Below are 21,269 nucleotides of genomic sequence, written 5' to 3'. Positions count from 1 at the left end.
ATGTCGAGTTCCAACCATCAGGGCATCGCCCGCATCCGCACGCTGGCCCTCGTGGGCCAGACGGCGTCAGGCAAGACGAGCCTGGTGGAGGCCCTGCTCGCACGCACCGGCACCATCGGCACGCCGGGTTCGGTGGAACGCGGCACCACCGTGTCCGACCACGACCCGATGGAGCGGCGCCTGCTGCACTCGCTGCAGGCTTCGCTCACGCACTTCACCCATGGCGAGGCGTTCATCCACCTGATCGACACCCCGGGGTACCCTGACTTCACCGGCCATGCGTTGTCGGCGCTCGAAGCGGTGGACACCGCGGCGATCGTGGTCAACGCCCAGTCCGGCATCGAGCAGACGACCCTGCGGATGATGGACTGGGCCGGCCAGCGCGGGCTGTGCCGCCTGATCGTCGTCAACAAGATCGACGGGCAGGACACCGAGGCCGGCGCGCTGGTGCTTCAGTTGCAGGCGGCGTTCGGCAAGGAGTGCCTGCCGCTGAACCTGCCCACGCCCGACGGGTCTTCGGTGGTCGACTGCTTTTTCAACACCACCGACGACCCGTCGCGCCCCACGCAGTACGCCTCGGTGGAGCAGGCGCACCGCGCGCTGGTCGAACAAGTCGTGGAGGTGGACCCCGTGTTCGTGGACCGCTACCTGAACGACGGTGACGTGGACCCGCGCGAACTGCATGCGCCGCTCGAGCAGGCGCTGCGAGAGGGGCACCTGGTGCCCATCTGCTTCGTGTCGTCGCGCACCGGCGCGGGTGTGGGTGAGCTGCTCGACGTGATCGAGCGCCTGCTGCCGAACCCCACCGAGGGCAACCCGCCGCAGTTCCTCAAGGGAGAAGGCGACGCCGCGCGGCCCATTCAGGCGCTGCCCGACCCGGACCGCCACGTCATCGCCCACGTGTTCAAGGTCACCAACGACCCCTACGTGGGCAAGATGGGTGTGTTCCGGATCCACCAGGGCACCGTCACCCGCGACAGCCAGCTCTACATCGGCGACGGGCGCAGGCCGTTCAAGGTGGGCCACCTGTTCATGCTGCAAGGCAAGGACCATGTGGAGGTGCCGCGTGCCGTGCCGGGCGACCTGTGCGCGGTGGCCAAGGTCGATGACATCCGCTTCGATTCGGTGTTGCACGATGCGGCCGAAGACGACCACCTGCACCTCGCGCCCATGCCGCTTCCGGTGCCGGTCCACGGCCTGGCGGTAGCACCCAAACGGCGCGGCGACGAGCAGCGGGTGTGGGAGATCCTGCAGAAGCTCGTCGACGAGGATCCCTGCCTGCGCCTGGCGCACGTCACCACCACCAACGAGACCATCGTCTACGGCCTGGGCGAGCTCCACCTGCGCACGTTGATCGACCGGATGAAGGACGTGCACCACTGCGACGTGGTCACGCAGCCGCCGCGCATCGCCTACCGCGAGACGGTCACCGCGCCGGCCGAAGGCCACCACCGCCACAAGAAGCAGACCGGTGGCGCAGGACAGTTCGGAGAAGTGTTCCTGCGTGTGGAACCGCTGCAGCGCGGCGAAGGCTTCCAGTTCGTCGACGCGGTGAAGGGTGGGGCCATCCCCGGGCAGTTCATCCCCGCGGTCGAGAAGGGCGTGCGGCAAGCGCTGGACGCCGGTGTGCTGGCGGGTTACCCCGTGCACGACCTGCGCGTGACCGTGGTCGACGGCAAGCACCACAGCGTCGACTCCAAGGAAATCGCCTTCGTGGTCGCGGGGCGCAAGGCCTGCATCGACGCCGTGCAGAACGCCCGCCCCATCGTGCTCGAGCCCATCGTGAAGGTGGAGATCACCGCGCGGGAGTCCAGCCTGGGTGACATCACCGGCGACCTGTCGTCCCGGCGCGGCCAGATCAGCGGCACGCAGACCCTGATCGACGGCAGCATCGTCGTCAACGGCGAGGCCCCGCTGGCCGAACTGGTGACGTACCAGACGCAGCTGAACGGCCTGACCGGCGGCGACGGGCGCTACACGCTGCAGCTGAGCCACTACGACCCGGTGCCGCCCAACCAGCAGGCGCTGCTGGCGAATCAGTACAAGGTGAGGGACGAGGACTGAAGGGCGGGCTTCAACGAAGCGGCAGGGCCGGCGGCCTTCGCCGGCCCTGCCGAGAACCATCAGGGCGTGACCGTATCGCCCAGCACGATCCCTTCCCGGCGCGGATCCGCACCACCCACCCAAGTCGCTGAGCTGCCGGTCCCGGTGCGCATGACGGTGCCGATGCCGCTGGACTGGGCATTGGTCGAAACCGTGTGGCCCATCGCGCGCAGCCCGGTGATCAGCGGATCGTTGTTGCCGCTGTTCGTGATGTCCACGTTGGGATGCTCGCCGCCGATCGAGGTGCTCGGGCTGTTGGACGCACCGAAGTCCACGAGGTTGATGGCCTGTTGCGCGTCGAGCCCCCAGTCCAGGGTGCCCACCAGCGTCTTCACGACGTACTGGATGATCGTGCTGCCGCCCGGCGACCCGGTACCCATCACGAAGTCGCCCTTGCTGCCGTCGGCAGCGATCTTGAACACCAGGGTCGGCGCCATCGAACTGCGCGGACGCTTGCCGGCCTGCACGCGGTTCGCGATCGGGGCACCCGTTGCGTCGGCCGGTGCGGCCGAGAAGTCGGTGAGCTGGTTGTTGAGGAAGAAACCCTGCGTCATGTGGTACGAGCCGAAGCTGCTCTCGACCGTCGTCGTCATCACCACCACGTTGCCGTCCTTGTCGACGATGGTCATGTGCGTCGTGCCGCTCTCGGGGGTGCGGTCGACGCCCATCGCGGTGGCGCCGAACACGCCGGGCTGCGCGGTGCCCATGCTGGTCGAGAAGCTGATCAGGTCGGCGCGGCCCCGCAGGTAGGTCTTGTCCAGCAGCGCGGCGGGCGAACCGCCCGGCAGCGGAACGAAGTCGGTGTCCGCGATGTACGTGTCGCGGTCCGCGTACGCGAGCCGCTCTGCCTCGCTGACCAGGTGCACGCCCAGCACCTGCGGCCGGCCACCCTCGAGGTCGAGTGCGGTCGGCTTGTACAGCGCGAGGTTGAAGTTCTCGAGCACGCCGAGCGTGGAGGCCACGGTCATGCCGCCGGACGACGGCGCCGGCATGCCACACACCCAGTACGCCCGATAGGTGGTGCAGATCGCTTCGCGCTTCTTCGACTCGTAAGCCGCCACGTCAGCCAGCGTGAGCTTGCCCGGCGTGATCACGCTGCCGTCGGCGCCGGCGGTGACCGACGCCTCGTCGACGATGGCTTGCGCGATCGCACCCGTGTACAACGCGTCGGCACCCCCGTTTGCCAGGGCCGTCAGCGTCTGCGCGTAGGCCGGGATCTTGAGCACGGTGCCGATGGGCTTGGCCGTCAGGTCCGCATTCAGGTAGGTGGCAGTGGCTTCGGCGTTGCGGAGGAAGTTGCTGCGGGACCCGGCGATGGCGGCGGCCATGCGGCCGCTGATCGCGAAGCCATCGGTCGCGAGCCTGATGCCGGGGGCGAACAAGTCCTTCCATGCCAGCTTGCCGTGATCCTGGTGGGCGAGGCCGAGCATGCGCACGGCGCCGGGCACCCCGATCGACCGGCCGCTCGCGCGTGCGCTCGGCACTGGTGTGGTCTGGTCGGCGGTGTCGTCGATCCAGCGCAGGTAGTTCTCTGTCGCGGTGGCAGGCGCCGTCTCGCGGCCGTCGTAGGCCTGGACCGTTTTCGAGGCCGCGTCGTAATACAGCATGAAGGCGCCCCCGCCGAGCCCGCTGGATTGCGGCTCGACGAGGCCCAGCACCATCTGCACGGCGACCGCCGCGTCGGCCGCGGTGCCGCCCGCCTTCAGCACGTCGCAACCGGCCTTGCTGGCCAGCGGGTTCGCGGTGACGACCATGTAGCTCTTGGCATAGACCGGCTTGTAGCCCGTGCGGTAGCCCGAGGCCGGCTCGGGTGCGGCCGGGTCGCCGGGCAGTCCGGAGCCGACAGCGACCGAGCCATCGCTCGTGCCGGCCTGGCAACTCGTGTCCGCGACTGGCGCCGGTGCCGGATCGCCGCCGCCGCCGCAAGCGCCGAGGACTGCCAGGACAAGGAATGCACTGGCGGCGTGCCGCATGCGAAGTCGTGTACTCATCGATTCATCTCCAGGACGGGTTGAAAGCCATCGGTCGGTCGCTTGCTTCGCAAGGCGCGTGCCATTCGGACATGGCCGCGGCCACCAGGCTCATTTCATGTCAGGGCAATCGATCTGATCCCATGCGCTGCCGTCGAAGCGCAGGAGCACATTGGATCCACAAGACAACAGCATCGACGGGCCGGCGCTCAGCCTGTTGGTGCGATCCGTCGATGCAAGCGTGACTTCACCGAGCTTGGCGGACGCCAGGCGAAACAGCTGGCGATCTGCGTACGAGAGGTAGGCCGCGCCGCGGAACTCTTCAATGGCCCAGAAGTTTCCGTCAAGGTCGGCGGGAATCTCCTGCCACAGGCTGTGACGCCCCATGTAAAGCGCCCCTTGAGCCCCGGCCACCAGTACATTGCCGTCGGTGAGACACCGAACGGCGTAGAAGTGCCGGTTCGTCGGCATGTCCTCGGCTTCCCACTTCTGGCCGTCGAAATGCAGCACCGTTCCCCCGAGGCCCACGGCATACAACTCGCCGGTATCGGTGCCATCGATGTCCAGGAAATCGACGTCGCTGAAGTCATCGTTGTTTCCCGTGAGTGAAGTCCAGGCATCAGCACCGAGCCGGTACAACTGTCCTCCCCAGCCGCAGGCAAGGAATCCGGAGGGCGTGGCGCGCACCTTGGTGAGATGGCCTCTAGCCTCGCACGCGTCGATGACAAAGTCTCGGAATTTGCCTTTGACGGATTCACGAGTAAATGCCTGGCCAGGCTGCCCGACGAACTTCACCAGACCATTCTTGCCAACGGCAAACAGCATGCCATCTTGGAACGCGACCGAAACGATGAAGTCGTCCGAGACTTCGTGCGCGCCCCACCAGTCGCCGAAGTTCAGGTAGATGCGCGACGACGCTGCATCGGGCGCGGCGGCATAGCCGGCACTTGTGACGAGGCTGGTGTCGGAGGTCGCGACCGCGTCGATGAGGAAAACGCGGTCCTCCTCTGGAATGCTGGGAAAGTTCATGTCTCTGTCGTGGCTCTCAAACGGATTCGACACTGGACGGCTTGGGGCCGTAGTCGCTTTGCTGGCTCGCCCAGCACACGGGCTCGGATTCCGGAATCTTGGCCTGCGTCACATGGTAGTTGTCGAGCTGAGCCTTCGTGCACCCTTCCGAGCACTGGCCAAAGATCTTCGACACCGAGGCAGTTCCGCAATCGCGCAGGTCCGAATACTTGACGCCGGTCTGCTTGTTCTTGATGCCCTTCTTGAGCCGCTCGCGAATGTAGGCACTGCCCACAAGGCCGTGCTCCTTGAGTTGGCCATCAGGCCCCGGCTTGTGATCGGAACCTTCAACGCAGATGGTGGGGGCAAGGTTGCCGTCGTAGCCGCTGACATCGTCGTTCAGGGGCGCCTGGCCCCGACGGCCACCGCTCTGCGAGCGGGGTAGGCAGAATTCACCGAGCGGAATCACATGGTGGCCGGTGGTGTCGTCGCAGCAGCGCTGCGTGTTGGGCAGATCGGTCTTGCGGGGGGCGAACGCAGCCAAGCTGCACTTTCTCGCTGCCTGGCACGGTTTGCTTGCACATGGATCACCGTCACCGTGAGGATTGCAGTCCGCGCAGGCACCCTTTTCAGCCTTGATCTCGTCGCTGCACGGCCCGGTTTCCGCGGCGATGGACGTCTCATCGATGTAGGGCCAGGTGGGTGTGTTGCCAGGGAACGATCCATGGTTGTGCGTCATCAAGTCCAAAGCGCGCACCACATTCTCGCCTTCCACACGGACGTTCATTGACCAGGCATTGAAATACACCTTGCCTGTGTTCTTCGCTGTGACCAGGCCCTTCTTGGGCGCACTGCCCGCCTCGTCGCCCGTGCTCTTCTTGAAGTAGCTCTTGTTCTTGAGCATGACCTCTCGCTTCGAGATCTTGACGGTGGTGGATCCATCCATCGTGTCGCTCGCGAGGCCGGTATTCGGGTAGGGGATCGGCACCCCCGGAGGAGTTGCAGGAGTCAGCGGGGGTGTAAAGCACACGTCCGGGAAAGCGCAGATGGACTTGCCCGCTGCCGCCTTGCACGAAACCTCCATGCCATTTGCGAATACTTGGTTCGCCATCTCATATCCCTCGCCTGCGGACACGCAGCCGCTGCGAACGCTTCGAAGCGACGCCGTCGAATCGACTGTCGCAGCTGTGGCGGTCGTAAGCGGCCGGCGCAAGAATGGGACCGGGGCGCAGCGCGCCCCGGTCCCCCATGCCGTTGAAACGGCCGTGTTACCTCAGGCCGGCCCCCATGGCCTTGGCCAGCGAACCCTGGGCGTCGTCACCACTGAACTCCCAGAAGAAGGCGCCGCCGAAGCCCCTGGCCTTCACGTAGTGCATCTTCTCTGCGACCTGCGCTGGCGTGTCGAAGGTCCAGAAGGTGGTGCCGTTGTAGATCCACTGCCCGCGGCTCTGGTGGTCGACATGGCTCGTGTAGCCGGCCAGGGCCTTCAGCACCTTGTAGTCCTCGACCCCGGCCTCGTAGGTGCCTGGCGCGGCGGTGCCACTCTGGTACAGGCCGCTATTGCCGCTCGGCACGTTCGTCCAGCCGCGCCCGTAGAAGCCGATGCCGACGTTCAGCTTGGCAGCCGGCACGCCCTTGGCGACGAAGGCTTGCATCGCGGCATGGGTGTTGTAGGACTTGACGTCACCGGTGGACGGATCGGCGGTGGCGCCGAACAGTGCCGAATGGAAGTTGGTCGTAGCCTCCCACCCGCCGTGGAAGTCGTAGGTCATCACGTTGATGAAGTCGAGGTACGGGTGGAACTTCTCCGGCTCGATCAACCGGATCTTGTCGACCCCGGCGCCCGTGGCGATGGTCAGCAACAGGCCCGGGCGCGCAGCGTCGAGCTGCTTGCGGAACTCGGCGAGCAGTGCGGTGAAGTTCTCCTTGTCCTCCGGCACGCCGCAGGTGAGGCCGCAAGCCACGGGGTATTCCCAGTCGAGGTCGATGCCATCGAACACCCCGGCCGCAGCCCCCGTGCCACCGGCGTAGTCGGTGACAGGCAAGTCACCCAAGATGTACGCATCGACGCAGCTTTTCACGAACGCCACGCGGTTCTCGGGCCGCGCCGCGCTCGAGAAGCCGCGCGACCACGTCCAGCCGCCCAGCGAGATCAGCACCTTGAGCTTCGGGTGCTTGGCCTTGAGCTTCTTCAGCTGGTTCCAGTTGCCACGCAGCGGCTGGTCCCAGATGTCGGCCACGCCGTCGACCGCCTGTGCTGCAGTGAACGACTTGCTGTAGTCGGCGAAGGCATCGCCACCGGCGCCGGTGTCCGGGTTGCTCGCCACCGTGACACCCACCTCGCAGCGGTTGTCGCGCACATTGCCGAAGGCGTAGTTGATGTGCGTGAGCTGCGCCGCCGAGCCGCTCGTGTCGATGTCCTTGACCTGGTAGTTGCGGCCATAGATGCCCCATTGGGTGAAGTAGCCCAGCAGCGTCTTGCTGCCGCCGGCCGATGTGGTCGTGCCGGTCACGAGCATGGGGCTCAGCACCGAGGTGTTGCCGGCCTTGTCCTTCGCCCGCACCTGGTAGCTGTAGGACCTGTTCGCCGCGAGGCCCGTGTCCGTGTGGCTGGTGCCGGTGGGCGAGGCGATCAGCGTGCCACTGCGCACCACCTCGTAGCCGGCGATGCCGCTGCCTGTGTCGGTGGAGGCGGTCCAGTTGAGCGTGATGCGGTTGGTCGTGGCATGGCTGGCCACAAGCCCTGCCGGAACGCTCGGTGGCGTGGTGTCGGCGCCGGTCGTGGTGCAGGCGCCGAGCGGCTTCCACACCTCCCACTGGCCGGCGTTCGTCGTGGGCGCGTTGTTCCGTGTCCACCACTTGGCCTGGTAGGCCTGGTTGCCCTGCTTGGCCAGCATGTTGGCCGTGTAGACGGCGCCGGCGTTCCAGTCGGGCACGTTGGTGCAGTCATAGGCGAAGGCACTGCCGCCCATCAGGGCGACGGCCAGTGCCGTCCATCGAAGTCGTGAGGTCATGGAGAAATCCTGGTTTCGGGGTCGAGGTAGCGGGAAGGAAACGGGATGCGCGCGGCCCGACCGTGCAGCGAGGCGCAGTCTGTCGGGCTCGACGGAAAGGCGCGACGGCGCGTCAGCTGGGTGGCCCGTGGGCCCCGCGGTCGCGGAGGGAACCCGGCGTGGCAACGCAGCGGTTCGCGCGGGCAGCACGCGCCGGGGGCACGTCGCTGGGGCAGGTGGAAATCACACCGATCGGGTCTGCAAGCAAGGCGGTTTCCTCGCAATGGCGGAGGTCCGCGGGCGTGAACGGCGGGCCCGCTACGGCTAGGAGGTCGCCCGTTCGAGTGAACCCGTAGTGGTATTGAATGTAGATACCAGTAACTCAGTGTTCATATCGGGGAAACCCTGATTTTCGACGTAACGCCAGGTAAGGATTCCGCTTCAACCCGGGCAAAATCGCGCAGTGTCAACGAACTGGTGGGCTGACGTTGGCGCTTTATGCACAACCACTTTGGAACCAATGTGGGGACCGTCCGAGCCTGGCCCGGCACTCGCGTCAGGCGCCCGTGGCCTCGTGAACCGTGTCGACCGCTTGGTTGGCCAAGGTGCGGATCACGTCGATGAAAGCCTGCGCGCCGGTGCCGGGGGGCTCGCCTTGCAGCGTGATCAGGCCGAAGTCGGGCATGCGGTCGGGGAGTTCGGCCGCGATGCGCGTGAGGAGCCCGCGCCGCACATACTTGTCGACCAGCGCGGCGGGCTGGAGCGACAGCATGTGGGTGCTTTGCATCAGTTCCAGCGCAAAGAGGAACGATGGCGTTTCGACAATGCCCGAGGTGAGCGAGAGGCCGGTGCTGCTGAAGATGTCGTCGGACACCTTGCGCAACGCCGTGGAGGTCGGGTACAGAATCCAAGGCCAGCGTGACAGTTCCAGCAGCCCGGGCGCGTTCGATCCCCGCAGCGGATGGTGCACGCCGGCAGTGACCTGCAACCCTTCTCCGGCGAGTTTTTCGTACTGGAACTGGTCGCGCTGAGCGTCGTCGGTGAAACGGCCGATCATCACGTCAATCTTGCGTTCCGCCAGCCACACGATCAGCTGGTCGCTGCTCTGTTCGAGCACCTTCACCACCAGCAGCGGCCGCAGGCGCTGGAGCTCGGCCACCGCGGCAATCAGGAGGTGCGCTGCCGAGCCCGAGATGGCGCCGATCGTCACATGACCGTGGCCCCCCTGCTTCAGCGTGCTGAACTCATCCACGAACTTGCGATGGCCGTCCAACGCCGCGTGGGCATAACTCAAGGTGAAGAGTCCCAGCTCATTTGGCCGCATGCCGCGGGGCAGGCGATCGAACAGCCGCGCTTCCAGCATCTCCTCGATGTCCATCAACACCTTGGTGGCCGCCGGCTGAGTGATGTGCATCTGCTCGGCGGTCAGCCTCAGGTTGCGCGTCATTCCCAGGATGTCGAGGAACTGCAGGTGCCGGAAACGCAGTCGCGAGACTTGCGCCAGCACCAAGGGTTTCCCAGAAGGCTTGTCCGAACTCATCAGCATTTGGAATGGATGCTAGCGAAAAAGTCAGTGGACCGTGCTAGGGGGCTCACCTAGCCTTCGCTCCACCAAGAACGCCCTCGCAGAGGGCCGGCGCGAGGGCCACGGTGGCCGCCGCCCGCACCTCACCCTTCCGGAGACATCATGCAAATGAGATCACTTGGCCTGGCCGCTGCACTGCTGGCCGCACTGGCCGGACCCGTTTCTGCGCAGATCAAGGAACGTGTGTTCAAGGTCGGCACCGGCCTCAGCGAAGACCATCCTCAGGCGAAGGCGCTGAAGTACTTCGCCGACCAGTTGGCGGCCAAGAGCGGCGGCAAGCTGGTGGCGCGGGTCTACACCAGCGGCTCGCTCGGCAATGACATCAGCATGACCTCCGCGCTGCGGGGCGGGACGCTGGAGATGACCATTCCCGACAGCTCCACGCTGGTGTCGCTGGTCAAGCCCTTCGGCGTCCTCAACCTGCCCTTGACCTTCGACAACGAGAAGGAAGCCGATGCGGTGCTGGACGGGCCTTTCGGGCAGAAGCTGCTGGCCACGCTGCCGGACAAAGGCCTGATCGGCCTGGGCTTCTGGGAGAACGGCTTCCGCCACGTCACCAACTCGCGCCGCCCTGTGCTGCGCGCCGAAGACCTGAGCGGCCTGAAGCTGCGCGTCATCCAGAGCCCGCTGTTCCTGGACACCTTCAACGCCCTGGGTGCCAACGCCACGCCCATGCCCTTCACGGAGCTGTACACGGCGATGGAGCAGGCGGCTGTGGATGGGCAGGAGAACCCGGCGGCCACCATCCTGGCCAGCAAGTTCTACGAAGTGCAGAAGCACATGGTGATGTCCCGGCACATGTACAGCGCATGGGTGCTGCTGATGTCCAAGAAGACCTGGGACGGCCTGTCGGCAGAGGAACAGAAGATCGTGCAGGACGCGGCGCGCGAAGCCACCCTGCATGAACGCAAAACCATCCGGGGGTTCTCCGAGACCGCCTTGGCCGACCTGAAGAAGGCCGGCATGCAGATCACCGAATTGCCGGCGGCCGAACAGGCCAAGATGCGCAGCAAGCTGCAGCCGGTGCTGGCCAAGTTCGGCAAGGAGTTCGGCGAGGACACGACCGCCGAATTGAACGGCGAGTTGGCGAAGCTGCGGGGCGGCACGACGACCCGGAAGTAGTTCGCTCCACGCGCCACGCCACAACCACTGACAACGCCCGAGGAACCCCGAATGACTGCGACAACGACGGCCCCGCCCGGGCGAACCGATGGCCTGCACCCGGTGCTGCCGCAAGACGGCTTGGCCGGCACGCTGGTGGGCCGTGCCTGGCGCGCCGGCACGCCGGCTGGCCCGGCCGTGGTGGTGCTTCGCCCTGATGGTGTGTTCGACCTGAGCAGGCACTTCGCCACCATGAGCACGCTGCTCGACGTCGACGAGCCGGCGCAAGCGGTGCGTTCGGTGGCCGGCGAGTTCCTGTGCACCATCGACGCGCTGCTGGACAACAGCAAGGCCGACGGTCGGGACCCCGAGGTGCCCTGGCTGCTGGCGCCCTGCGACCTGCAGGTCGTCAAGGCCGCCGGCGTGACCTTCGCCGCCAGCATGATCGAACGCGTGATCGAGGAGCAGGCGGGCGGCGACGCGACCCGGGCGCAAGGGTTGCGCAGCCAGGTCACGGCCTTGATCGGCCCCAGCCTCTCCGACCTCCGGCCCGGCTCCGACGAGGCGGCGGCGCTGAAGCGCCTGCTGCAGCAGAAGAACCTGTGGTCGCCCTACCTGGAGGTCGGCATCGGGCCCGATGCCGAGGTCTTCACCAAGTCGCCCGTGCTGGCCTCCGTCGGGCATGGCCAGGACATCGGCATCCGCGCCGATTCGGCCTGGAACAACCCCGAGCCGGAGGTGGTGCTGGCCGTCAACAGCCGTGGTGACATCGTCGGCGCCACGCTGGGCAACGACGTCAACCTGCGCGACATCGAAGGCCGCAGCGCGCTGTTGCTGGGCAAGGCCAAGGACAACAACGCGTCCTGCGCCATCGGCCCCTTCATCCGATTGTTCGACGGCCACTTCGGCCTGGACCCGCTGCGCCGGGAGACCGTGCATTTGCAGGTCACCGGCGACGACGGGTTCACGTTGCGCGGCATCAACACCATGGCCAGCATCAGCCGCGACCCGCTCGACCTGGTGGCGCAGACGCTGGCCTCGCACCAGTATCCCGACGGCTTCATGCTGTTCCTCGGCACGCTCTTCGCACCCACCGAAGACCGCGACGAGCCCGGCGGCGGCTTCACCCACAAGCTGGGTGACGTGGTCACCATCCACAGCCACTGGCTCGGCAGCCTGCAGAACCGGGTGACGCATTGCGAAGCCGCGCCGCCCTGGCAGTTCGGCCTGCGCGCCTTCATGGGCAACCTGGCCGAACGCGGCCTGCTGCAAGGGACCCCGCTGTGACCGCCGGCCACGTCACCGGTACAGCGCCATGATCGACGCCATCATCGAGCGCTTCTGTCGCGCCATCGAGCTGCTGATCGCCGCCGCACTCGCCGTGATGGTGGTGCTGGTGTTCGGCAATGTCGTGCTGCGTTATGCCTTCAACTCCGGCATCGCGGTCAGCGAGGAAGTCTCGCGCTGGCTGTTCGTCTGGCTGTGTTTCCTGGGAGCCGTGGTGGCGATGAAGGAAGGTGGGCACCTGGGCACCGACATGCTGGTGTCGCGCCTGCCAGTGGCCGGCAAGAAGGCCTGCCTGGCGCTGGGCCACCTGCTCATGCTGTACGTGACGTGGCTGTTCCTCGACGGCAGCTGGCAACAGGCCCGCATCAATCACGACGTGGCAGCGCCGGTGACGGGCGCACCGATGTCCATCTTCTACGCATCGGGCGTGGTCTTCTCGGCCTGCGCGGGCATCCTGCTGCTCTTGCAGCTCACGCGCCTGCTGACCGGCCACGTCCAGGAGAGCGACCTCGTGAGGGTCAAGGAATCAGAGGAGCAGGCCGAGTTCGAAACGCTGCAGGCCGAGTTGGCGCAGGGCGACGCGCAGCGGGGCCCGCCACACGCGCACCCTTCCAGCGGCGTCCCCGGTCGCACCCGTTCATGACCGTCTTCATCTTCCTCGGCAGCCTCCTGGGTGCGATGGCGCTGGGCATTCCCATCGCGTACGCCCTGCTGGCCAGCGGCGTGGCGCTCATGTGGCACCTGGACCTGTTCGACGCGCAGATCCTGGCGCAGAACTTCATCAACGGTGCCGACAGTTTCCCGCTGCTGGCCGTGCCCTTCTTCATGCTGGCCGGCGAGATCATGAACGTCGGCGGGTTGTCGCAGCGCATCGTCAACTTTGCGCTGGCACTCATCGGTCACGTCAAGGGCGGCCTGGGCTACGTCGTGATCCTCGCGGCGTGCCTGCTGTCGGCGTTGTCGGGATCGGCCGTGGCCGACGCCGCTGCGCTGACGGCACTGCTGCTGCCCATGATGATCAAGGCCGGACACAAGAAGGAGGTGTCGGGCGGACTGATCGCGGCGTCGGGCGTCATCGGTCCCATCATTCCGCCGAGCATCGGTTTCGTCATCTTCGGCGTCGCCGCCAACGTGTCGATCAGCAAGCTGTTCATCGCCGGCATCTTCCCCGGCATCATGATCGGCCTCGGCCTGGCGTTCACCTGGTGGTGGGTCGGCCGCAAGGAGGCACTCGCACCCCCTCAACGCAAGACGCGCGCCGAAGTCTGGACCGCGGCACGCGAATCGGTGTGGGCGCTGATGCTGCCGATGTTCATCCTGGTGGGCCTGCGCATGGGCGTGTTCACGCCCACCGAAGCGGCGGTCGTTGCCGCCGTCTACGCGTTGTTCGTCACCACGGTGGTCTACCGCGAGCTGGAGCTGCGGGCGCTGTTGCGCATCTTTGTCACGGCGGCCCGTACCACGGCGGTGGTGATGTTCCTGGTGGCTTCGGCCATGGTCTCGGCCTGGCTGGTCACGGTGGCCGACCTGCCCGCGCAGATGGTGGACCTCCTTCGCCCGCTGCTCGACAGCCCGACGCTGCTGCTGATCGCCATCATGCTGCTGGTGATGCTCGTGGGCACCGCCATGGACATGACGCCCACCATCCTCATCATGACGCCGGTGCTGATGCCGTTGGTCAAGGCGGCCGGCATCGACCCCGTCTACTTCGGCGTGCTGTTCATCATCAACAACTCCATCGGCCTCATCACGCCGCCGGTGGGCACCATCCTCAACGTGGTGGCCGGCGTCGGCCGCATGAAGATGGACGAGGTCACGCGGGGAGTCCTGCCGTTCATGGTCGCCCAGGTGACGGTGATGTTCATCATGGTCATCTTTCCGCAGACGGTGCTGGTGCCGCTGCGCTGGTTCTACTGACGTCCCGGCCCGGGCCATTTCCAACCGATGGGGACGAAGCATGACGTCCTGAAGGAAGTGGCGGACGGCAACACGCCGAGCAGGGACGTCGGCAACGCCATCAGTCAGCGGCAAGGATCAGTCGGCGGGTTCGTCGCCATGCAGGCGGGCAGTCCGGAGGAGAGCAAGGCTGTCAAGCTGTATGCGAACGACATCGAGCCGTACGTGCCGGGCGACGTGGACGGCGACGCCGAGCTGACGTGCAGCGATGTGTGGGCTGCGACGGCTTCGCTCGGGAGGCGCGCGGGTGAAGCCGGCGTCCTCCGCAACGCGGACCTGGATCAGGTCGGCGTCGTCGACATGCGCGACGTGGTTGTCATCTGGCACCTGCTGCCGGCAGGCATGCAGTGCCGATGATCCGTCCGGACACGCGCCGACCGGCAGGTCGGCACCGGGCAGGGCGCCCGCGTGGTGGACGGTGACCGCTGCGGATCACTGGCGTGTTCGTGACCGGGTGGTCGTCCAGCGCATGGGCGCCGCGGGCACCAACGTGATGACGCGGCTCGCCGTGGCAGCGAAATGCCGGCGCGACTGGGCTCGTGAAGAACCGGCTTGGCGCCCTGCGGATTTGAGAGGACTTCGAGCTCAGTGGATCGATGGTCTCGGAGCGTCAACGCTCGTCCAACTTTTTTCGTAGCTCCTTAACGGACGCTTCTTCGAACTCATTGGACATCCTCAGGCCTGATGCCGATAGCGCTGGACATTCTCGCAGAAGCAGAAGGTTGCGAAACCCGCATCGGGTGTCACAAGCGGTTGGTGTCGCGCGATTGCTCTTCAACCAAGCCGTGTGGACCGAGCTGAAGCCGGCCTCGATCGCTCAGATCTGGGACATCACCATAGCTCCATCCCGTAACATTCCCTCAACAAATTGGGAGGAACGATGTCGTTACTTGCGATGGTGGGAAAAGCTGCCCTGTCCGTCCTCCGGGTGGTGTTCCCCTTCGCCAAGCGTGTTCGAGCGGAGCGAAGCGCGGTTAGAACTCCAGACCGCACGCAGTCGCCGCTGCATCAACGCATGGCTGAGGAGACGGTGGAGCGTCTCGCAGCGACTTCCTGGGTGGGACCGAAAGGGAACCGGGTTGCTAGTTCAATGGGCCCATTCGTCCAGGACGAGGTGCTACGGCGGCCTCACGTGCAAGAGTTCCTTAGCATCCAGGAAGTAAGGGAACTACTAGCAAAAGCGAATAGGCGGCAACTCGCGGGCATGGACGTGGATTCCCAGATCCGTTCACGCCTCTGCGACCTCTACTCGAACGTATCCGGTGAGGATGCGAGACATGCAGTGCCCGTGATTGATCGAGCACTGGGGGCCATTTACAGCGGGCAGGTGAGCCAGATCAAGGACGGCGGTACAGCCGCGATGCTTCAAGCTGGAATCTCCGAGATCACTGAGAAGATTGATCAAGGGTCACGCCTCAAAGCTGCCGAGCTGCTGTCAGAGGAGACGGCCGATCGCGAACTGACAAAGATCATCGAGCGCCGACACCTCGTAGGCGAGCCCACGCTGCAGGCCTTAGGGGACTTGCTAACAGGTTTGCCAAACGAGCAGCGCCTCGGCCTTGCTTCTACGAGAACTCGCATCACGGCACTGAACTGGGCGATTCGCCTCTACGCGGCTCATGGAAAAGTCGACGAGGCTCAAGCTGCGCTGCGTCAGCTCGAAGAACTCGGCCACGATGTGGAGACCATCCCTCGCGCATTCTTGGATGCGGCAACTGGCAAGTTAGATCAGGCCCTGGGCGCCTTGGACACACTAGGCACGGCAGAGTCGCGCACGATTCTTTTTGCCCTGCTTCTCAACAACAAGCGCGAAGCTGCCGCCCGGCAGTATCTTGAGGGAGTGAGGTCGCTCGGAATTCGCGCGTTCACCGCTACCGGGTGGTTTAATGCGGCGCAGGCGCTCACACGGTGGGAAAGGTACCAAGAAGCGCTCGCGCATTTGACGGCGCTCTCTACCGACCAGTATCAAGCGGCGCCGGCCCTCAGCCATCTCAGGGCGGTATTGGTAGCGCTGGAGCTCATACCGAAGGAGCGACACCGCGCGGTTCTCGATGCGGGCCATCGTCTCGTGCTCCTCGGAACTGTGGATTCTTCGCGGACACCCGTCGCTCGTGAGGAAGCGCTTCAACTTTTCACCCAAGCGGCCGAGAACTTTCGACGGCTTCATTGCCGGCAAGGCTCTGAGGGTGCGGAACTCTGGTTGGCTGCGCTTCGGCTTTCGAGTCCCACGATGAGGGCCCAAGAGATCACCCGCATTCAAGTTGCAATGAAGGATCCCCTCCAGGCGATCGACTTGGTAGAGCTTTGCTTCTTGTCGGAGGTTGAATTCGACCCGGAGCCTCTCGCCCGGCATCTGGCTCGGCGGGAGGTTGCCGGTGGACTTTCCTCTGACGAACGCGTTGCCAAACTGCTTCTTCTCAAAGTTAGTGGGGCGCACCAGGACCTACTTCTCTTCGCCCGATCTCAGTGGAACGAGCTGAGGAAGGCAATGATTCCCTCGGCAGTGGTTCACATATGCCTGACGGCCAATATCGCCATCGGGGACCTCGAACAAGCCGAACACCTGCTGGCGGACTTGAGTGCCGATCTGGACGAGGCCGAGTTGCGGCGATTCAGATTGATGCTGGCCGATCGCCGCGGCAGTGACCCTTCAGAGCAAGCGCTCAAGCTGTTTCGGGAGACCGACGAACTCGGAGACCTACACAACCTCGTCGTTGCATTCACGAGGGCTGAGCGGTGGGGTGACCTTGTCGAGTTTTCGGGTCAACTATTCACTCGCGAACCCAGAATTGTCAACGCGATTCATCACCTGCGTTGCTTGAGGAAAGCATCCAGACCACCTCGCGAAATCAGCGCTTTCATTGAGTCAGTACACCTGCCGGACGAGGACGACGCGTTCCGGTTGGAAGAGGCTTGGAACCTCTTCGCGCTCGGTCGATGTCTTGAAGCTCAAGTCATTGTCGACGACCTGGTTCGAACGAGCGACGGACCCGAGGTCATTTCTCTGGACATGAACTTGGCAATCCAGTCCGGTGATTGGTCGAGGTTTTCATCCATCTCCGAACGCACGATCAGGCACCAGGCTGCGTTTCATTCGTCAACGCTGCTGACGATGGCCAACGTGGTCAGTCTGTCGGACACGGAGCACGCAGTCGACCTTCTAAGGCAGGCGGTGGCGAAGGCCCCGGACAATCCAGACATCCTGTTGGGCGCTTATGTGGTTTCGGTCCGACTGGGGCGTGAGGCAGCGGGCAGCGTGTTCTTGCAGGGTGCGATGCAAGCCCGGGACAGATCAACGTCGATCCAGTCCTTCACATTCCGTCAGACCGTGGAGATGCTTGCGTCCCAACACGAGACGTTGGCTAAGCGGAATGAAGATCTTCGCTCGGGTAGCCTTCCGCTCCACCTCGCCGCGGCTGCACTCAACACGACGTTGATGCACATGCTGGTAGCCGTCCCGATGGAGAATGCTGAGCAGGGTGACGCGCGCAAGAGGCGGCCAGTGCCCTTTCGAAGCGGAAGGAGGCAACCAGCCCAACTAGGACAGATTCGCTTTGTCGCGTTCGACATCACAACGCTGATCGTCCTCCATCGGTTAGACCGCCTGGGCGCGGTGTTCGGTCTGCTTGATTGTGTAGTCGTTCCGTCAGGTCTGTTCCTCGCGCTTCTGGAGGAGAACCAACGGAGCCGCTTTCACCAGCCGTCGAAGGTGACTGAAGCTCGTGCGCTGCTGCGTTTGGTCAACATGGGCTCGGTGAAGAGCATCGACCCGCCCCCACCAACACCTCTGTCTGCATCGATGGGCGACGAAGGCGCGGCACTCCTTTCTGCCGCCGTGAGCCGTGATGGACTGTTTGTGCACCTTGGATCGGTTTTTGACGTCAACTCCTACATGGATGTTGTCGTCGACCTGGGCGAAATGCAGAGCCGCGTTGTCGGACCCGAGTCGATCGCCTGGATGTTGCACCACATGGGGATCATCAGCGATGGTGCGTACGCAGACGCTCTGCAGTCATTGAGACAAGCCGATTCACCTACGCCCACAAGCACGACTTCACCGGGTGAAGTGTTCCTCAACATCGGAGCGGCCGAGGCGCTGCATCGTGCCAATATCCTTCAGGCACTGATAACCGCGGCACGAGCCGTGTGGGTACATCCCAACGCAGTAGAACTATGGAAGCAAACGACGGACTCTTCTGCGTCGTTGGAGCCAGTTCAAGAGTTCATTGACGATCTGAGAATCGAGTTGCGTCGTCATCTCTCCAGCGGCAAGCTCAAGCTCCAGGAGACGAACAGTTCAAACGAGGACCACTCGCTCGGGCCGCAGGCGGCGACGCTGCACGATCTCTTCGCGCACCCGACGCAGGCGGACGCAATTGCGATTGATGATCGAGCGCTTAATGGGGCGGCGCATGTAGAGAATGCGTCCGGCTCGACGGTTCCGTTGCTCTGCAGCATAGATCTACTGAATGCGCTCGTTGCAGACGGCACCATTTCGATTGCTGATTTCTACGAGGACATGCACAAGCTTCGGTCGTGGTGCTTGTACTTCGTTCCCGTCGACGAAGCTCAGCTGCTATCGATCTTGGGTCGATCGAACGTATTAAGCGATGGCAAAGTTCAAGAAACTGCGCATCTCCGTGGGCTGAGGGAGTACTTGGCCCGCCTTCGTTCGCTCGAACTCTTCAGGTCGCCCGACGACTTCGTGTTCTCGGATGCGTTGTGGCGCACCGCAGCCCTTACCATTCGCGCGCTGTGGCTGGACGAAAGCATCCCGATACCCGATGCGGTTGCGAAGTGCAGCTGGCTTGTCAGCCACGTGATGCCATCGGCAAGCGAGATCGGCGCAGCAGTGCGTGGCGATGTCACCGCCGCGCTTTCAATCATGGCTGCTAGAACGAGCGTTGGACTCCTTCCATTGAGCTCGTCAGAGGAGCGGCGCGATGCTCAGCGTGATTGGACAGAGCGCATGGTTCTTGATGCGCTTCAGCCAGCCAAAACCGTCGTCATCGATCGGACCGTATCCGCCATGGCGGATACGTTCCTGGTTCAAGCAAAGAAGGTAATCAATGGAATTGACCACGATCGCGATGCGACAGGCCCTACGGCTGCCGCCTGAGTCCGTAGCAGACAGACTTTGCGAGCGTCCGGACATTGCTCAGGCGGCGGCGATGTACGGAGGCAGTCACCATGGCACGGAGTTTTTGCTTCACAAGGATGTGCGAAGGGCGCTAGTGGGGGCCGTGCTCGGCGTAGAGCAGGCCATCGCCACCGAAAACGGAGCGTCGAGCTGGAAGCTCACTCAGAGGGAAGACGGCGTAGCACTCCGCTCCGAAGACGGGCCCCTCGTCATCTATCGCGATCTACTTCTTCTCTGCGCGGACGCAGCGGCACGGAAATCCGGACTGAGATCGATTCTGGAGGGGTTGCGACCAGGGCCAATAGATGCTCAAGCCTGGTATGAGAAGTTGGAACGTGGCCCTCTGTCTGACGCCGAGTTCGCCCAGTTCCATCGCGAGCTAGACGACATCCCCTCCATTCGACTGCAGAGGGTTCGTCGGAGCCTGACGAATCAAAGCGTGTGGATCAAAGACTTGATTCCGTCTGGTCGAGGCTACTTCGAGTGCCTGGTCGGAGCAGCGCGCGATGGCGTGACGGCCGACCGATACTTCGGTGAAGTCTTGCTGCCGCATCTGTCCGAGGTCCTCGAACGCGACAGCGAATGGGGATGGCGCTGTACCTTGGCGGCGTACAGTGGCCCGTCGATTGACGTTGCACGTGTCATCAGCGCACTCTCCGATGATGTGCTTCTTGAGTTGCTGAAGACGCGCACTCCGAACCTAGGAAGTCCGTTGGCGGCAGTTGGTGTTGTTGCTGCAGCGACATCGCGCCGATCGGATCAGCGCTTTGAGCGCGAGGCACTGGACGCTTTCACGGAGATCGTCCGACGAGCTGGCGCCGACCAACGGCGACGCCCCGAGTCGGCGCTTTTCTCGCGCCTTTACCGCGCGACTTTGCATTGCCTGAATACCGATACCGAGACATGGAGCCGCCCAGCCTATTGGCGTAGGCTGGCAGCGTGGGCTCACGCGCACATCCTCCTAGACCAAGTCTCGTTCGAGCAGCTGGATCCAAAGGGCTTTACTACTTGGCTTGAATCACAGCTTCCTTTGGCCGGAGACGTGATCGACATGTTCGACCTCCAGACCGACCCACTCCATCTTCCGAATATGGAGCATGCTCGGCTTGGTGAATTGTTTGCGGTTGGCCTAGCACGTACCCTAATCGATGATTCGAGCGAGAGTGGCGAACCTCTTCCTGACTTGGGCCAGCACGAGCTGGAGTTGTCTGCTGATTTGCTGCGCGTCTGGAGCGGGCTTCCGGACCTTTTGCAAGGACGAAGTGATCCGTCGAGCGACTCTCCGTTCAGAAGCGCCGCCGAAACCCTCATCGATGAGGTAATGGCCGATGCCTCGATCAATGGCGTGTCTGCCAACACGTGGAATGCATTGCTTCTTCTGGCCCGCCTGATCAAGTTTGAGGATCAGAAAACCAGAACCCTCGGCGACGCGATCGGTTCATTGAAGGTCTGCCAAACCGCCGACGACTTCACGACCCTTCGTATGGCTGCGTTGGTCGCTGTTGCGCAAGGGTCGGACGGCATGGCCAACGCGCTTGCGCGAAAGGTTCGGGAGGGCGCTGCACAGATTTCAACGTGGTCACTCGCGCATGGTGCCTGGGCAACGCTCTGCACCGCCGCAGCTGCGTATAGGGACGCGCAGGCAAGTAGATCATGGCTGCTCGAACAACTCATCGGACTTGCGTACGAGCTGCCTCGCGGCGATGCATGTGCATCTCTCGCGGAGCACTGCGAACTCATGGAGAGGTTCACCCGACTTGGTGAACAGTCTTGGCTGCGTCCTGCGCACATCGCGCGATCTGCACTCGCATAGTGTGGTGCCCGGAGGAGAGGCTCGAAGCCGACGATGTGAGAGGCAATCAGCATCTGAGTCACCGGCAGCCCTGTGACAGCGCACTTTCTGTGGAAGGCTTCAAGCAGTGCCGTACGGAACTCCCCCTGCTTGAGGCGCGCATCGACAAGCCTCTTGCGTGTGAGCGGATCCGCGGTCTGGGACTCGCTTTCGCCTGGCGCCGTCACTGTACATCGAAGCCATCATGGTCCAAGGCGCGCATGAACGCCTGGACTTCAGGAATGAAGGGTTGGGTCCCACCGTAGTTGCTTAGGTCGATCGTCGATCACAGACG

General features: G+C 64.1%; 13 protein-coding genes. 8 read left to right on the top strand and 5 right to left on the bottom strand.

Annotated elements, in window-relative coordinates:
* Positions 1-2,064 carry an elongation factor G gene (gene fusA / locus ASC87_RS15945; protein ID WP_056663879.1) on the top strand — a complete coding sequence of 688 codons (2,064 nt, stop codon included), beginning with the start codon at positions 1-3 and terminating at the stop codon, positions 2,062-2,064.
* Between the two features lie 59 nt (positions 2,065-2,123).
* Here fusA and ASC87_RS15940 read toward each other — a convergent pair whose 3' ends face one another.
* The 5 genes from ASC87_RS15940 to ASC87_RS15920 form a co-directional block, all read right to left on the bottom strand.
* Positions 2,124-4,094: a gamma-glutamyltransferase family protein gene (locus ASC87_RS15940; RefSeq protein WP_056663877.1), complete on the bottom strand. Its 1,971-nt coding sequence runs from the start codon at positions 4,092-4,094 to the stop codon at positions 2,124-2,126.
* A 90-nt stretch (positions 4,095-4,184) separates the two neighbouring features.
* Positions 4,185-5,102 carry a hypothetical protein gene (locus ASC87_RS15935; protein WP_056663874.1) on the bottom strand — a complete coding sequence of 306 codons (918 nt, stop codon included), beginning with the start codon at positions 5,100-5,102 and terminating at the stop codon, positions 4,185-4,187.
* A gap of 16 nt (positions 5,103-5,118) precedes the next feature.
* Positions 5,119-6,192, bottom strand: a complete 1,074-nt coding sequence (locus tag ASC87_RS15930) for a PAAR-like domain-containing protein (protein WP_082568667.1) — start codon at positions 6,190-6,192, stop codon at positions 5,119-5,121.
* A gap of 157 nt (positions 6,193-6,349) precedes the next feature.
* Positions 6,350-8,095: a glycosyl hydrolase family 18 protein gene (locus ASC87_RS15925; RefSeq protein WP_082568666.1), complete on the bottom strand. Its 1,746-nt coding sequence runs from the start codon at positions 8,093-8,095 to the stop codon at positions 6,350-6,352.
* A 535-nt stretch (positions 8,096-8,630) separates the two neighbouring features.
* A complete protein-coding gene (locus tag ASC87_RS15920; RefSeq protein ID WP_056663990.1) occupies positions 8,631-9,614 on the bottom strand; it encodes a LysR family transcriptional regulator in 984 nt (327 codons plus the stop codon).
* Positions 9,615-9,761: 147 nt separating this feature from the next.
* On the opposite strand from ASC87_RS15920, the gene ASC87_RS15915 reads away from it, so the two are divergent.
* The 7 genes from ASC87_RS15915 to ASC87_RS15885 all read left to right on the top strand — a co-directional run bounded on the left by ASC87_RS15915 (position 9,762) and on the right by ASC87_RS15885 (position 20,956).
* The gene (locus ASC87_RS15915) at positions 9,762-10,781 is read left to right on the top strand and encodes a TRAP transporter substrate-binding protein (RefSeq protein WP_056663868.1); all 1,020 of its coding nucleotides are present in this window, start codon (positions 9,762-9,764) and stop codon (positions 10,779-10,781) included.
* Positions 10,782-10,832: 51 nt separating this feature from the next.
* Positions 10,833-12,047 (top strand): fumarylacetoacetate hydrolase family protein, encoded by a 1,215-nt coding sequence (locus tag ASC87_RS15910; RefSeq protein WP_056663865.1) that lies wholly within the window; start codon positions 10,833-10,835, stop codon positions 12,045-12,047.
* A gap of 28 nt (positions 12,048-12,075) precedes the next feature.
* Entirely contained in the window at positions 12,076-12,690 is a 615-nt protein-coding gene (locus ASC87_RS15905; protein ID WP_056663861.1) for a TRAP transporter small permease, read from the top strand.
* Positions 12,687-13,964 (top strand): TRAP transporter large permease subunit, encoded by a 1,278-nt coding sequence (locus ASC87_RS15900; protein WP_056663854.1) that lies wholly within the window; start codon positions 12,687-12,689, stop codon positions 13,962-13,964. The genes ASC87_RS15905 and ASC87_RS15900 overlap by 4 nt, the downstream gene beginning before the upstream one ends.
* 27 nt (positions 13,965-13,991) lie before the next feature.
* Positions 13,992-14,360 (top strand): hypothetical protein, encoded by a 369-nt coding sequence (locus ASC87_RS15895; RefSeq protein WP_056663852.1) that lies wholly within the window; start codon positions 13,992-13,994, stop codon positions 14,358-14,360.
* An 847-nt stretch (positions 14,361-15,207) separates the two neighbouring features.
* Positions 15,208-19,122 carry a lipopolysaccharide assembly protein LapB gene (locus tag ASC87_RS15890; protein ID WP_157604076.1) on the top strand — a complete coding sequence of 1,305 codons (3,915 nt, stop codon included), beginning with the start codon at positions 15,208-15,210 and terminating at the stop codon, positions 19,120-19,122.
* A complete protein-coding gene (locus ASC87_RS15885; protein ID WP_056663845.1) occupies positions 19,073-20,956 on the top strand; it encodes a hypothetical protein in 1,884 nt (627 codons plus the stop codon). The genes ASC87_RS15890 and ASC87_RS15885 overlap by 50 nt, the downstream gene beginning before the upstream one ends.
* The last annotated feature ends 313 nt before the right edge of the window (positions 20,957-21,269 follow it).

This window comes from Rhizobacter sp. Root1221, from assembly GCF_001425785.1.
Taxonomy (GTDB): Bacteria; Pseudomonadota; Gammaproteobacteria; order Burkholderiales; family Burkholderiaceae_C; genus Rhizobacter.
The sequence above is the reverse complement of the archived record's forward strand: the minus strand, read 5'-3'. Positions and strand labels throughout refer to the sequence as shown.